The organism is Mesotoga sp. UBA5557, from assembly GCF_002425715.1.
Classification (GTDB): domain Bacteria; phylum Thermotogota; class Thermotogae; order Petrotogales; family Kosmotogaceae; genus Mesotoga.
The window spans coordinates 42905-57739 of record NZ_DIMV01000092.1 but is presented as its reverse complement, the minus strand read 5'-3'; the positions used below and the strand labels follow the sequence as shown (position 1 = coordinate 57739).

General features: G+C 45.0%; 10 protein-coding genes and 1 pseudogene. 6 read left to right on the top strand and 5 right to left on the bottom strand.

The annotated features are described in order from the left end of the window. The first annotated feature begins 156 nt into the window (after positions 1–156). Complete coding sequence (locus B3157_RS11705) at positions 157–2265, top strand: VIT domain-containing protein (RefSeq protein ID WP_292590621.1); 2109 nt, start codon at positions 157–159, stop codon at positions 2263–2265. A gap of 505 nt (positions 2266–2770) precedes the next feature. On the opposite strand, the gene B3157_RS11700 is transcribed toward B3157_RS11705, so the two are convergent. From B3157_RS11700 to B3157_RS11680, 5 genes are all read right to left on the bottom strand, one after another. Continuing rightward, entirely contained in the window at positions 2771–5860 is a 3090-nt protein-coding gene (locus B3157_RS11700; RefSeq protein WP_292590620.1) for a S8 family peptidase, read from the bottom strand. Between the two features lie 225 nt (positions 5861–6085). After that, a complete protein-coding gene (locus B3157_RS11695; RefSeq protein ID WP_292590619.1) occupies positions 6086–7852 on the bottom strand; it encodes a bifunctional diguanylate cyclase/phosphodiesterase in 1767 nt (588 codons plus the stop codon). A 59-nt stretch (positions 7853–7911) separates the two neighbouring features. Beyond that, positions 7912–8592: a protease inhibitor I42 family protein gene (locus B3157_RS11690; RefSeq protein ID WP_292590618.1), complete on the bottom strand. Its 681-nt coding sequence runs from the start codon at positions 8590–8592 to the stop codon at positions 7912–7914. 13 nt (positions 8593–8605) lie between these two features. Then, positions 8606–9856 (bottom strand): M24 family metallopeptidase, encoded by a 1251-nt coding sequence (locus B3157_RS11685; RefSeq protein WP_214060826.1) that lies wholly within the window; start codon positions 9854–9856, stop codon positions 8606–8608. Continuing rightward, positions 9849–10076, bottom strand: coding sequence for a hypothetical protein (locus B3157_RS11680; RefSeq protein ID WP_099829884.1), 228 nt, complete (start codon positions 10074–10076; stop codon positions 9849–9851). The genes B3157_RS11685 and B3157_RS11680 overlap by 8 nt, the downstream gene beginning before the upstream one ends. A gap of 119 nt (positions 10077–10195) precedes the next feature. Here B3157_RS11680 and B3157_RS11675 point away from each other — a divergent pair, with 119 nt between their 5' ends. From B3157_RS11675 to B3157_RS11655, 5 genes and pseudogenes are all read left to right on the top strand, one after another. Beyond that, positions 10196–10555, top strand: a complete 360-nt coding sequence (locus B3157_RS11675) for a hypothetical protein (protein WP_214060825.1) — start codon at positions 10196–10198, stop codon at positions 10553–10555. A 156-nt stretch (positions 10556–10711) separates the two neighbouring features. Then, a pseudogene (locus B3157_RS11670) lies at positions 10712–10942 on the top strand (GNAT family N-acetyltransferase); the annotation flags it as partial. A 76-nt stretch (positions 10943–11018) separates the two neighbouring features. Continuing rightward, complete coding sequence (locus tag B3157_RS11665; protein WP_292590617.1) at positions 11019–12218, top strand: threonine synthase; 1200 nt, start codon at positions 11019–11021, stop codon at positions 12216–12218. Between the two features lie 241 nt (positions 12219–12459). Continuing rightward, positions 12460–14304: a molecular chaperone DnaK gene (dnaK, locus tag B3157_RS11660; RefSeq protein WP_214060822.1), complete on the top strand. Its 1845-nt coding sequence runs from the start codon at positions 12460–12462 to the stop codon at positions 14302–14304. A gap of 37 nt (positions 14305–14341) precedes the next feature. Next, positions 14342–14791 carry an Hsp20/alpha crystallin family protein gene (locus B3157_RS11655; RefSeq protein ID WP_099829875.1) on the top strand — a complete coding sequence of 150 codons (450 nt, stop codon included), beginning with the start codon at positions 14342–14344 and terminating at the stop codon, positions 14789–14791. Positions 14792–14835 lie beyond the last annotated feature (44 nt).

Below are 14835 nucleotides of genomic sequence, written 5' to 3'. Positions count from 1 at the left end.
AAGTGATAAAGTCAAGAGACAAAAGGCATTGTCAAATCCCTTTTGAGCCAATAATAAGTTATTCATGAATTCTCATATATTGAATCGCATTGATGTAGCAAACTTTGTAGCCCTCTCTCATGTCATATGTAGTAAGGAGAAAGAGGGGGCGATAGAATGAAGGGTTTTGGGGCAATGGTTCTTTTCGTTTTGGCTGGTGCAACTGTCTTTTCAAACGGAGTAGTGGTTCCACCGTATCCAATTGAAAGGGGTCTAGGCGGATTTGTTATGAACTCTCACAATGTTCATATAAAAGTCGAAGACGGAATTGCAACTGTGATTATCGAGGAGGAATTTGAGAACAAATCTATGAGATTGCTTGAAGCGGTGTATCTCTTTCCAATACCTTCTTCGGCCGTGATTAGCGACTTCACTATGAAGATAGGGGATCAAGTTCTTAAGGGAGAAGTACTGCCGGCAGATCAGGCCCGAGAAATCTATCAGGAAATTGTCGCAAAAATGAAAGACCCGGCATTGCTCGAATACGTTGGAACTCAACTGATCCGAATGAGCATATATCCCTTTGAACCGGGAGAGAAACGCCAGTTCCTGATCCAATACAGTCAGCCTCTCGAGATTTCTTCTAATTCTTATTCGATGATCTATCCTTTAAAGATTGATAGCTTTCTCTCTGCACCGATAGGAGCTGTCAACATCAGAGTTTCGGTCCCGTTTGAGATTGCAGAGGTCTATTCGCCGACTCACCCGTTCAGAGAGATGGAAAGCGCATCGGGCAGGGATTACATCTTTAACGCAACCGATTTCGTGCCAGGTTCGGACGTGGCTTTAGTTCTTACATCATCTGAAGACGAGATCCCTTCATCCCTTGCAACTCACTGGGATGACGCCATGAATGAAGGATACTTCCTTCTTACAATTATTCCTAGACTGAAAGAAGAAACAATCATTCCCAAGGATGTTGTCTTCGTTCTCGACATTTCCGGCTCGATGTACGGCGAGAAGATGGAGCAGGCAAAAAGAGCTCTGGAGCAGGTCCTTCAGATGCTTCGCTCTGGCGACCGCTTTGCGATTGTGACTTTCGATGGCCATGTCCACAATCTCACGGGAGGATTGCTCGATGCATCTGAAAGGGCTGTCTGGATAGAGAATGTAAGGCGCATTCAGGCAGATGGCATAACAAATATCTATGACGCTCTTCAAACGAGCATAGACATGTTTAGCAAAGACGACCAGGGAAGGTTCAAAGTGCTCCTCTTTCTCACAGATGGGGCTCCCACCGAAGGAATTACGGACACGGGGAAGATAATCAACGATGCAACTCCCGAGGCAAGAGCCAGAAATGTACACCTGTTTTCTTTTGGAGTAGGAACGGGCGTTGTCGCTGAACTTCTGGACAGACTGGTTCAGGAAAATGCTGGAAGGGTAAGTTACATTGTTGAAGGCGAAAACATTGAAGGAAAGGTTACCGATCTTTACAGGACGATCGAGACGCCGGCTCTAGAGAATGTGACTATATCTATCGAAGGATCGGAGGTTGCGAAGGTTCTTCCGACCGGCCCGCATTCTTTATTCTCCGGACAGGCTCTAAGACTCTCCGGCATTTACTTTGAAGAGGGCGATCTGAAAGTAATCGTAGAAGGAACAAGAGGAGCGGAGAGATACAGATACGAGTATCTATTCAGAGTTTCAAAGAATCCTGACAACCTATTTATTGCAAAGATCTGGGCACAGAAGAGAATTGCTCATCTTGCAAATATCTTCAGGTATGATTCCTCTCTCTCAATAGCGGCAAAAGAAGAAGTGAAGCAAGAGATTATCGCTCTTTCAAAGAAATTCAACATAATTAACGAGTTCACCTCCTACCTGATTGCCCCTGAAAGAGTGCAGACCTCTACCCTGGGAGACAGGGGCGGCTTCAGCGCCTCCCCCGCTGTAGATGCCGTAATGGCTGCAAAGTCTGTTGCCGAGATGGAGCAAGACCAGTTTGTCGGAAGCGGAGCCTCTGACTACAAATTTGTAGACAGTATCGGATTTGCTCTCGAAGAAGGAATATGGGTTCAGGACGACGAAGAGGTCAAGACACTTGAACCGATAAGCCTTGTTGCTTACAGCAAAGCATATTTTGAATTAGCTGACAGAAACGAATGGGTCGAAAAGGTCTTTGCTCTCGGAGAAAAAATCAAATTCATCTTCGATGGAATTCTTTTCGAGATTTCAGACGAAGGAATTGAGAGCGTTGAAGAACTGGACGAAATCTTGAAATAGGCATTGTTTTCTAATAGAAACCCTCAAAAAGACCGTGTTAGTTAGAAGGAACGCAAGACAACTGCGTTCCTTTTGACCGGGTTCAAGTTATTATTACCCATAAGTTTTTTTGTTCGGATCAGAGCCGTTGCTTACACAATGTCATCTGAACACTGTTTAGACGAAGTATTAAACGAGAGGATGAGAAAGTATTATGTCGAGATTTTCTCTTTTTAGGGAGGGCGAACGGCCTTCGTCCTCAGCTCCTAAGCCTCACTTTCTTTATCAAATGGATTTTCACGGTCTCCGTACTTCTATCATCGGCTTTTGAAGTTTAGCATCTGTAGGTTTTGCGGTTAAAAGAGTTCAAGAAACCGAGCCTGTCACGAAAAATAGATAGAAAGATTTATAAAATAGAAAAGGAACGCAGAGGTTGCGTTCCTTTTCAATTTGCTTCGTTCATTCAGTTATTTTAACTGTGAGGCTCTTGAATCAGATGCCTGCAAGATTCATCGTTTCTACCGGATCAATCTCCAATTATCGGGGCGAACTGGAAGTCAATCCAGTTGTCGCCACCGGAGAGAGTTATCGTCTGTGCATTGTTCAGATTAGGTTCGCCTCCGGAGTAGTTGTAGTATCCGAGGAGATCCCCGGTATTGATCGTCCCGCTCTCATCCATATCTCTCCAGGCATATACCTTCACTTGAGAAAGACTCACATTGCTGAAGTGATACGCTCCTGAATCAGATAGGTTGGTGCTGGCAATGTTGGAGCCTGTTGAGGGATTCCTCAAGAAGACTTTGAACTCCTGCGGCGAGGTAATGGCTTCGAGAGCCGCTCCCGCGTCTATCAGTCCCCACCCATAGTAATCGTCTCTACCTGGAGAACCTAGATCGATCGCTGTACTGCGAAGAACGCTTCTGATATCGTCGGGATCGGTTAACCCGGCTCCCATAAGAAGAGCAACTACGCCAGTTACATGTGGCGTGGCCATCGACGTTCCCTGCATATACATATAAGTGTTGCCCGTAGGGGTCCAACCGGTGCTGTAGATTCCATTTGGATCAGTACCCGACAGCATGTACCCTCCCGGTGCCACAACGTCCAAAGCAGGTCCAAAGCAAGAGTATGACGATCTCGTGATTGTACCTCTATCTTCCCAGACGGCTCCTACAGCTATCGTCTCTGGATAGCGAGCAGGATAGAGGATATTGCCGTCTCCATTGTTTCCAGAAGCTGCGACCATAACCACTCCATTCCTTGCTGCGTATTTCACAGCATCATATACCGCCGGGCTGTCTGAAGGTCCTCCAAGACTCATATTAATGACCTTCGCCCCATGATCGACTGCGTAGATGATACTGTTCATAAGAGCTGCTGCGTCTTTGATTCCTCTTATCGGGATCAAGGTGATTCCAAATCCCCCCCAGGTAACTCCAGATACGCCTTTACCATTGTTTGTAAGAGCAGCTATCGTTCCTACGACGTGCGTGCCGTGACTGTCGATTGAAGTGGTTGGTTCAGATACATTTGTGTTGTTGTTCACAAAGTTATATCCCGATTCGAATATGCCGGCTAGATCGGGATGACTCGTGCTGAATCCAGAATCGATTACCGCAACAACCACACTCCTGGAGCCAACCGCGTAGTCCCAAGCTTGAGGCAAATTGATCAGCGGGTAGTTCCACTGTAGCGAGTAGTAAGTATCATTCGGTGTTGTCTCAAGCGCATAGAAAGTGCTGTTTCTAGAAACCTGGACGACTCCCGGCAATCCTGTCAACTCTTTTTCGCTGGCCGTTGTTCTCACATGTATGTACTGCAGTTCACCGTAATAGTCTTCTATCCTGCCAATTATCTGGATCTCGGGAAGAGAGGAGGTGGAGAATGATTCCTCTACCTCCTTGAATGATTCTACCTTCAATAGATATTCATTCTCGATGTATTCCGGTTTGTCGTTCGTAGTTCTTATTTCCGTATTGGAGAGTATCTCCATCTCATTCAGGTCTGCTGTCTTTATGTTTCCCGTGTACGGAGTAACGATTCCAAAGACATTCTTTGTCGTGGTCTCAGCATTATAGTATGCAATCACATTCTTGGGAGAGTTGACATTGACAGTTATGGGGTTTGCATCTCCCATGTTCGCTCCGTTTATTACCCAGTGTGAAAAGGTGTAACCAGCTCTTGTTGGTGCGGTGAAGTTCTTCACTGTGCCCGCGATATACCACCCTGCACCTTCTATGGTTCCGCCTGCAGGATTTGTTCCCGTTGTCACTTTGTACTCTACTTTCATCTCTGCGGTATAGGTCATATCTGAGTTCAAGGTAATCGTTCTTGGGTTGTTAGTATTCGTGTCGCTCCACTGTATGAAGGTGAAGCGGGTATCAGTTCCTGTCACTTGAGCTGATTTATCTTTCTCTTGAGGGGAAGTAACTTCGATGGCTCTTGAAGTTCCGCTGTTGAGAGTCACTGTCTTCGGCGAAGTGTAGTTAGTACCACCTATGCTGATGTTCAATCCGGTTTCTGGAATAGTAGTCACCGTAAGAGTGTACTGAGCCTGCTGCTCTGCGAAAACGGCAGTTACCTGATATGGCTTGTCAACCAATAGCTCTAGAGGACGTGCACTTCCCACATCTTTACCATTGACATACCAATGGCTGAAGTTGTAAGGACCCAAATCACCGCTGAAGTCGAACAGCCATTCAGCGCCTCTTTCTGTCCAGAAATCGGCAACTTCAGAGACTTCTGATGGTGAGGAATCAACGGTGATGCGATACTCGGTGTCCATTTCTGCAGTATATGTAATATCAGAGTTGACTATCACATTTCTGGGATTCGAAGCATTGCCATCATTCCAGTTACTGAATACGTATCTCGAGTCTATTCCCGTAAGCCAGGGTGATATGTCCTTCTGCTGTGGAGTAACGACCGAAATCTGCTTCGTTGTTCCACTGTTCACAATCATTCCTTTGGGTGAAGTAAAAAGCGTCCCGTCGATTCTTATGTCAAGTGCCAGATCTGGAGAGGTGGTGACAGTCAAATTACACGGAACTTGATTTGCAGTGTAAACGGCAACAACGTTCTTAGGCTCGTTAATTGTAACGCCAAGAGTCATCGAGGAACCCGAGTTTGTCCCATTTACAAGCCAATGGCTGAATGTATAACCTGCTCTTATTGGTGCGGTGAAATTCTTAACCGTCCCCGCAATGTACCAGCCTGCGCCAGCAACGTCTCCGCCTTCTGGACTGGTCGATGTGGTCACCTTGTACTCGACCTTCATCTCTGCCGTGTAAGTCATATCGGAATTGAGGGTTATAGTTCTCGGGTTGCTGGTGACCGTATCGCTCCACTGAAGGAAAGTGAAACGAGTATCCGATCCTATAACCTGACCCGATCTATCTTTCTCTTGAAGAGCGGTAACGCCAATATCCGTTGAAGTGCCGCCATTGAGAGTAACCGTCTTCGGGGAGTCATAACTTGTCCCAGCTATGCTGATGCTCAGTCCGGTTTCCGGCGCAGTCGTGACAGTCAATGTGAATTTGGTAGGGGTCGGACACCCCGCAAGCATAATGATCAGTGTTGCGGATAAGGTTATAAGAGCAAAAAACTTGATCTTCATAGATACCTCCTCGCGATGGAAGGAAACATTTCGCATAATCAAGTGTATATGAGGGCTTCAGGTTAGGAATTGCTTGACAATGTGTTAGCTCCGACAAACAATCCTAGCATGAATCATGCTATATATAGCAGCCAATTCCACTCTTAGGACGAAGCAGAGTATTGCCAACCGGAGGTCGTTATGAAAGCGATTGAAAGCTTCGTTTAACTGACAGAGCATGGTTTATCAAACTATCGTTGCTTTCTTTATTTCTCTAGACAGGCTCTCTTTTTTCTTGTACATCTTTTCATCGGCAACAATCAGCAATTCTCTTATTGTCTTGCCGTTTTCCGGATATACTGCTATACCCACACTGGCAGTTAGCTTTACACGTCTTCCCTTTACAGAAAAGGGCTCATCAAAGGCTTCATGCACTTTTGCTTCAGCCTTTATGGCCCCTTCTGTTCCCGTTGAAGGCAGAATGTACACGAATTCATCGCCACCCATTCTTGCAGTTGAGTTACTTCTACGGCAGATCGAACTTAGACGTTTCCCAATGCTTTTAAGAAGCGCGTCACCGAAGTCATGGCCAAGAGTATCGTTAACTCCTTTGAAGTCATTGAGATCGAGATACAGGATAGCCATTTCTTCCCCATTCCTTTTTGAGAGCTCTATTTGCCTCATTGCACAGTCAAAGAAGGCTCTGCGATTCGGAAGGCCTGTTAGGTAATCTTCCATTGATAGTCTTTCCATTAGCTCCCTTTGCCTTCTGAGTTCATTGACAGTCTGAATTCTCAATAGAAGAACCGAGATCGCCTTTCCAAAACTCATTGCAGTTCTAATTAACTCCTCGTCGTCAAAAGCAGTCGGCGAATTAAAACTGTCGAGGTTGAAATACATTTTCACTTCGTCATCGATCTTTATCGGGATAGATAGAGTACTCATTATTTCTCGCAGCCTTCCTCCATTAATAATCCTTTTGAGCCGTTCATTTTCCATTCGGTAGTCAACACTGTAGTCCTTTATAACAACTACCTCATCACTTCCTTTCTGGATTAGTTCTTCTGTACTGAAGGAAACTGACTTCAATTCTTCAAAGTCATAGTTGTATGTTGCAACAAAGTGAAAACGTCCGTCATCTTGCTTGAGAAGAAAGGCAGCTGCATCTGCTCTTGGAAAGGCTTTCACACACTTCATAAGAAAGTACTCGTAGGTCTCTTCGTAGAAATCGCTTCCAAGCACCTCTGTGATTAACTCATTAAGAACTCTTTGGAACTTGCTTTGCTCACTCAGAGCGGACTCAATTTTTCTAAGATGAGTAACGTCCTTAAAGGTAAGAACAATCGAATCAGGATCCTCCTTTGAATCTCTTCCTATCACTAGATTGATTTCCGCATTTAATCTAGACGTATCGGAAGTGATCAATTCACCTGAAAACGAAGCTGTGTTTTGACCGGCAAACAGAGATTTTTTCGCTTCTTTGTAAGCTTTCACACTTCTCTCAGAGAAAAAACCGAAAAAAGCCCGGTTCATTAGATCTTCTTCCTTGTATCCCAATAGAGCACATGCGGTTCTATTAGTAAGCAGAATCCTATCTGATAGATCGAGAATAAGTATTCCATCAAGCGAATTGTTTACAACGGCGGTGAATTCGGAGATTCTCTTCTTACGCTCCCTTAAGTGATAGATAACGTTAACTAGAAGGATTGGGAAGCCCGCAGCCAGCAGTCCCAATGAAATGAATTCGTAGGCTGCCATCCCGGTTAGTGCTTCAACTAGATCGAAATACGTTGACAACGATAACAGGATAAGGCCGATAGGAATCCCCCGATGAAGCTCCTTGCTTCCAAGAAGGTAGGCTGCGACAAGTAAAGCTCCGATTACAACCATCTCACTCAATATCGCCAGTAACTTAACCGGTTCAATCGAATGCAGGGAAAAGACAATTACAGATATGACAAGAATCGCCGCTGAAGTAAGATACACCTGCAGCTTGCTTCCCGAAATGTTCAATTCGCTATCACCTCAGTAGCATTATACATTCATTAAATAACCCTATCAGTCAAGAAAGCTCAATTCTGCTGCACGGCGATATTATACGCTTCAAAGTCTATCGAAGACTTCACACCTTCCCACTCACGGAAGTATCGAAAAACGATCGAGGTGTTACCCTCATCAACCGCCTGGAAGGTCCAGGTGACTCTCGAGGGAGCCCCGACCTTTCCGCTAGTGTCTGTCACTACATCTTTTGCAACTTCCCTAACTCCATCTCCGAGTATCTCATAATGCCATGTGTACCCTGTGCTCGCATTCTCTTCTAGAGTGATGGTGAAGGTTGAGCCGATATTCACTTCGTTCATGAGAAGCTTCAGATCAACTTGCCCTTTTCCTTCTCCAGAGACATCGACGGTTAACGCCCTGAAGTCTACCGATTGCTTTTCTCCTTCCCACTCTCTGAAGAGTTTTAGCGTGATCAGCGTCTTTCCTTCCTTTGCCGCGGTCATTATCCAACCTTTTACAGAAGGAGCCCCGGGCATAAAACTCGGTGCGTTATGCTCTTCAAGAAAGTTTCTAAGAACACCTGACGGTTCCGCGAAAACATGCCAGAGATAACCCGTTGACGGGTTTTCCTGGATCTCAAGAACGGCCAGTTGAGATACCATCATTGTGTTTGAAGACTTCACCAGCTCATTCGACAACCCCAGCACAGTCGTCAAAGCAACAATACAGATAATAACAAGAATTCTTTTCACGAATTCTCACCTCCTATAAAATGAATAGTTCTTCCTGCCTTCCATCTAGATAGTCGATCTTGTTGTTCCTGAAAGCGACCGTTTCTTCAAGGAATCCGTAGACCGGTTGGTCATCCCAAGAGTGCAAAGGAGACCGGCAGTTCAGCTCCATAGCAAAACAAGTCGAATTCCTGATCTTGAGATCTCCTGTACCCGGGATCTTCTCCTGATTATTCCATAGACCGATGATCGGTCCGGCCCCATGGCCGTGATACCCTACAGGGTGAGAGTAGATTGTCGCGTCCAAACCCCTTTCCTTTGCATCTCTTAAGGAGATGCTTAGCAACTCGTTTCCGCTTATACCTTCTATGAAATTCCGTGCCAGAATATCCTGAACTTCGTTTGTCTTCCTTATCACATCATCTAGCCCTTCCGGCAGATCGTTCTCTTCATCGCTCTTCAGATAAAACATCTGCTGGGTATCCGTCGCGAGACCACTGTACATAAAACCGAAGTCACAGTGAAGGAGATCTCCCCCCTCAATCACTCCGGTCTTTCTGGGATCTTCTGCGCCACGCCTTTGAAGGTCTACGTCCGGGCCAAACCAGGTTCTCAAACCGAGATTCGATGCGAGTTTTTTCAGTCGCATTTCGACATCTCTGGTAGTTGTAACCCCCGGAATGATATTCTCTCTAGAGAAGGCGTTACCAATGATTGTGTGTGCAATCCTGTCAAGCTTTCTGTAGACTTCAATCTCCCTATCACTCCTTGTTTGCAACCAATTTACCGCGATTCTCTCGGCGCTCACGAGATGTATATGATCGTCAAACTTCTGTCTTAGAGACTCGAAAAGCGAATGAGTAATTCCATCGGCCAACGCGAAATCCTCTGAAAAGTTCAGACCGAGTGTTCTTATCTTCAAATCTCTCAGAAGCTTAGCCATTGATTTGAAGACATCTCCTTCCTCAATTGTCCAAGCGCATTGATAGAACTCCTCCATTCGACTTCCGTAAGGAGACAGCACGAATCTCTCTTCCTTCGTGAACAGGAACGCGGTTACTCTGCTTGCCCCATGGAACGAACCGGGAAGGAGTGTCTTGATTATCGGGTCTTCATTGTTCTCCCTTCCTATTACCATCCAGGCATCAAATTCCTCTTCTTCGAGAAGTCCCGGCAAAACACTGTTCAATCTATATTGCAGGATTTCGTTGTACTCAACAATCCGTTGTTCTTCCGAGGGCATATTCTCGCTAATCTCTTTATATTGATCTGCAGAACTATTCATCAATATCTCCATCATCTTTGCCTATCGGGATATCTATCTCTGAGTTCTTAAGAAGCTTTTTGAGAAACTCATCATTCTCCTTTAGAAAACTCTCTTCAGTAACTAGACGGATGCCCATTGGTCCTTTGCTTCTTATCCTCAGTTTCTTGTGTGCGCTTTTCTGTCGGCTAATGAGTTTGTAAGTAATACCGTTGACTTCGACAAATCCCTTGACCTCCAATATATCACCTCCTGAGATAATCTATCATTTATGATTCGCAAAACAAAGAACTGTGCTCTCTTGCGTTGCAGGAAAGATACGGAGTAGAATAGAAAAGCCGTGAATGAAAGGAGAAGGAATTGCTTTTTCAGACCGAACCAGGAAGATTTCAGAGTCTTGATTACCTTTTCGGAGAGCTCGCTCAAAACCTCGCATATCTTTCGATCCTCCATCAAAACACCCGGGGAGCGGTCTACACTGATAACCCCGACGAGCCACAATTGGCTGTTGTATGGAACTGCTGTGATACTGTACTAATCGGAGGAGATATTGTCGGGGCTGCAGATTCGATACTTCTTGAGTTCTTCTCTGAAACGCTAATCCCCGAAGCAAAAGCGAGAGGGATACCTTCACTGAACGTCTATTCAGCTACTGATTTTTTTGAGAGACTTGGAGATCTTCTTGGGTTAATGAATCCCAGAAAAAAGATAAAAAGATAGCTCTTTCAGTTGCGTCAACTAGACACTCGAGATGTATCAGGTTTCATGATGGATCATTTCCTACAGAGGATTACGGAAAGAACGTTTGAGACAGGACTGGTCAACTCCCTCGCTGTTGAGGGATGGATATATTCATTCTAAGAAGATCTCGATTCCTTCATTGATAAGAGCGATGGCTACATGATAGTCAGGGATGGTGTAATACTAAGCTGGTGCATAGGTGTTTACAGATCCGATGATAGAGTTGAAGTTGGTTTGGAGATGGTCGCAGAGTATAGGAAGAGGGGATTTGGTTTGGCCGTATCACGGGCATACACAAATGAATTCCTGTCCAGGGGGCTGATAATTGACTGGCTCTGCAACTACGAAAACTTGCCATCAATTTGAATTGCTAAGGATCTTAGATTCGAAGAAAAGGCAGAGGATTCAGTCTATGAAATAAGGCTCTGAAAGAGGTGATATGATGAAACATTCGAGACTAATCTGCACTGCTTGCGGAAAAGAGTATTCTCAAGAATACTTCCGCTGCACGTGCGGAGAACCATTGGAAATCGTAATCGAAAACCAGAAGCTCATTAAGCTTCAATTCAGAAGATCAGAAATGTTGGAGAGCTTTTCTCATCTTTTACCAGAACTGAAGGATAACAACTTTCTTTCGATGGGAGAAGGATTGACCCCACTAACAAGACTGGAGAATACCACTCTTGATGGACTGGAACTGTTCGTTAAGAACGAGTCGATAAACCCCACCTGGTCATTTAAGGATCGGGGAAGCTATCTGGCAACGCTTGACGCTATAAATCAAGGATACAGACAAATCGGCACAGTCTCTACGGGCAACATGGGGGCTTCCGTCGCCGCCTATGGAAAGAGAGCAAATCTGAGAACAACGATCCTGATTTCAGATTCCATTCCAGAAGAGAAAATAGCTCCAATCGCAATATATGGACCAAGAGTCCTCAAGGTTACAGGAGACTACGGTGACTTGTACCACAAGTCTGTAGAAATTGGCGCGAAAGCCGGGATTTACATGGCAAATTCAGATGTTCCAATGAGGGTTGAAGGCTCGAAGACGATTGCGTTCGAGATATTTCTTCAGTTAGGTGAAAAGGTTCCTGACTTTATTGTTGTTCCAACAAGTTCTGGAGGCAATTTGAGGGGCATCGAAAAAGGCTTTCGCGAACTAAAGAAATTTGGATTCTCGAATACCCTCCCGAGAATTGTTGTAGCGCAGGCGATGGGATGCTGCCCCATACATCTGGCCTTTTCACAAGGGGCTGAAACTGTCTCGCGATTTATTGATCCTTGTACTGTCGCTCACGCTATCGAGAATCCTTTCCCTCCAAGCGGGAACGCAGTACTGAAGATTTTGAGAGAAACTGATGGAATAACTGTCGCAGTAGATGAAGCGAGTATCCTTAAAGCTCAAAGAGATCTGGCTGAAAAGGGGCTCTTCGCCCAACCAGCCAGCGCTGTGCCTTTGGCAGCTTTGAACAAACTGCAAAAAGAAGTGAATATGAAGAGAGCTGTTGTTGTTGCAGTTCTCACAGGGTCAGGGCTGAAGTACCCCACAATTCTTGAGAAGCATCCTTCGAAGATAGAAATAACTGATCTTATCTCTCTTGGAGAAACCCTAGAACGGAATCCTAACTGTATCCAGTAAGGAGATCGGCAAGCAACCGGCTTTGTCCCGGACAGAGTTCAATCAAAAAATCAGTAATTATTGTCAGTCTTATACTAAGAACGCTATACGATTTCATTATGTAATTATTTACGTCCCTATTACCCTCTCTAGAAAAGACTTATATTCTGTCTTAATTATGATTATCTCTTCTTGACAGGTGCACTCCACTTACCTATAATAGATTTGTAGATGTTGAGTTGGTGGCAAGGAGGGAAATCAGATGGCAAATAAGGAATACACAGTTGGTATTGACCTTGGAACTACAAATTCAGTTATTTCGTGGGTGAAGCCGGACGGTAACGTTGAGGTCATTCCCAATGCTGAGGGGAATCGAACCACCCCATCGATAGTTTCTTTCAGCAAAACGGGAGAGATCATTGTCGGCGAACCCGCCAAGAGACAAACGATACTAAATGCAGACAGAACAGTAAGATCTGTGAAGCGAAAAATGGGTTCCGACTACAAGGTGAAGATTGATGATAAGGAATACACGCCTCAGGAGATAAGCGCTTACATTCTGAAGAAGATGAAGGCCGACGCCGAGGCTTACCTCGGAGGAAAGATAACACAGGCGGTAATTACTTGTCCCGCATACTTCAACGATGCTCAGAGGCAGGCCACAAAAGAGGCTGGTATTATTGCTGGACTGGAAGTCCAGAGGATCATTAACGAACCAACAGCAGCTGCCGTAGCTTACGGAATCGACAAGAAACGCGGCGATAAGAAGATCATAGTATATGATTTGGGTGGAGGAACCTTCGACGTCTCCGTATTGGATATAGGTGACGGTGTAGTTGAAGTCTTGTCAACGTCGGGCAACAACCACCTCGGTGGAGATGACTTCGACCAGAGGTTGATTGACCATATAGCAGAAGACTTCAGAAAGAAGAACAACGTTGATCTTCGAAAAGACAAACAGGCGTTCCAGAGGCTTAAGGATGCCGCAGAAAGAGCAAAGATAGAGCTTTCTTCAAAGTTTGAAACGGAGATTTCTTTGCCTTTCATAACTGCAACTGCCGATGGACCATTGCATCTTGAAATGAAGATAACTAGATCGACACTAGAATCTCTGATAAAGGATCTTGTGGAAGGCACCAGAGAGCAGATAGAGAGAGCAATGAGCGATGCAAAACTCTCTCCGAAAGAGATAGATGAAGTGCTTCTTGTAGGAGGTTCAACAAGGATTCCAATGGTTCAAAGTTTCATCAAATCGATCTTCGGCAAAGACCCGAACAAGAACATAAATCCAGATGAGGCCGTTGCTATCGGAGCAGCTCTGCAAAGCGGAATACTGTCCGGCAGTGTAGAAAGTGATCTTGTGCTCGTAGATGTCACTCCTTTGACTTTAGGAGTAGAAGTAATGGGCGGTTTGATGGAACCGATCATCGAGAGAAACTCTACCGTTCCAGTCAAGAGATCGAAGGTTTTCACTACAGCGGCCGACGGGCAGACGGAAGTGGAGGTAGCGGTCTACCAGGGAGAAAGAACTATGGCAAGAGACAACATGTCTCTTGGAAGCTTCAAGCTTACCGGAATTGCTCCCGCTCCTAGAGGAGTTCCTCAGATTGAAGTGACTTTCGATATTGACAGCGATGGAATAGTTCACGTCTCCGCAAAAGACCTGGGAACCAATAGAGAACAATCCATGGTGGTAAGTGGAAGACAGAAGATGTCAGAAGAAGAAATAAAGAGAGTGGTAGAGGAAGCAAAGAAATACGAAGAACAGGACAAACAAAAGAAACAGGAAATTGAGTTGAAGAATCAAGCCGATCAGCTTGCATATAGTATAGACAAACTCCTTAGTGAGAGCGGCGACAAGATATCCTCTGAGGACCGAGGCAAGCTCGAAGGCCTCGTGAAGGACCTGAGGGACGCGATCAACGAAGACAACATTCAGAGAATAAAGCTGTTATTTGATCAGCTTCAGAAGGAAAGTATGAGAGTTGGACAGAGTGTTTACCAGAAAGCCCAGGCTCAAACTCCTGCAGACGGAGTCACACAAGAAGGTGAAAATAATGATAGTGACAGTGGTACCGAGTATATACCGCCGGAAGACAGTAAATAGCAGAAATCATAGAGATCCTAAGAATGGAGGTGTTAATATGTTGGCTATCAGAAGAGGAAGTGATGTTTTCAGACCTTTCGAGGAGATTCAAAGAGAGATGGACAGACTCTTTAATGAAGCCTTCAGAGGCCTGAATGATCAGTCGAAAGAAGCTGGGATGTTCAGTCCGGAAGTTGACATCTACGAAAAGGATAACTCAGTTTTTATCGAAATGGACATCCCTGGAATCAAGAAGGATGAACTCGAAATCAAGGTAGAAGATGATGTTCTCTCAATCAAAGGCGAGAAGAAGCTTGAAAGAGAGGAAAAAGAAAGAGACTACCATCGCTACGAGAGATATAGCGGAGCGTTCCAGAGAATATTCAGGCTTCCTGAGTACGTTAAGAGTGATGATGTCAAGGCGAAATACGAAGACGGTGTCCTAAAACTCGAGCTTCCCAAAAAAGAAGAAGTCAAGAAAGAAGCTATCCAAGTAAAGATCGATTAACGTTAGAGAAAAACTAAGGGGGCGCTTTCGGGCGCCCTTTTTTT

Bases quoted from the DNA above. Each gene is read 5' to 3' on its own strand.
- B3157_RS11705 (WP_292590621.1), top strand. From the start codon at position 157: ATGAAGGGTTTTGGGGCAATGGTTCTTTTCGTTTTGGCTGGTGCAACT.
- B3157_RS11700 (WP_292590620.1), bottom strand. From the start codon at position 5,860: ATGAAGATCAAGTTTTTTGCTCTTATAACCTTATCCGCAACACTGATC.
- B3157_RS11685 (WP_214060826.1), bottom strand. From the start codon at position 9,856: ATGAATAGTTCTGCAGATCAATATAAAGAGATTAGCGAGAATATGCCC.
- B3157_RS11665 (WP_292590617.1), top strand. From the start codon at position 11,019: ATGAAACATTCGAGACTAATCTGCACTGCTTGCGGAAAAGAGTATTCT.
- dnaK (WP_214060822.1), top strand. From the start codon at position 12,460: ATGGCAAATAAGGAATACACAGTTGGTATTGACCTTGGAACTACAAAT.
- B3157_RS11655 (WP_099829875.1), top strand. From the start codon at position 14,342: ATGTTGGCTATCAGAAGAGGAAGTGATGTTTTCAGACCTTTCGAGGAG.